Genomic DNA, 238 nt, shown 5'->3' on the forward strand with positions numbered 1-238 from the left:
GGGGTATCACGGGCGCCCGGGGCTGACCGCCGAGCGCTTCGTGCCGAACCCGTTCGACAGCCAGGGTGGCCGCCTGTACCGCTCGGGCGACCTGGCCCGCTACGGCGGCGCGGGGGTGGTGGAGTACCTGGGGCGGATCGACCATCAAGTGAAGATTCGAGGTTTTCGCATCGAACTGGGCGAAATCGAGGCGCGGCTGCAGGCGCAGGCCAGCGTGGCCCAGGGCGTGGTACTGGCC

1 pseudogene is annotated in these 238 nt (G+C 70.6%); it reads left to right on the top strand.

Features of this window, described 5'->3' with window-relative positions:
- Positions 1-238, top strand: a pseudogene (locus FQ664_RS26860) (AMP-binding protein); the annotation flags it as partial.

Source organism: Pseudomonas persica, assembly GCF_900291015.1.
In the GTDB taxonomy this organism is placed as follows: domain Bacteria; phylum Pseudomonadota; class Gammaproteobacteria; order Pseudomonadales; family Pseudomonadaceae; genus Aquipseudomonas.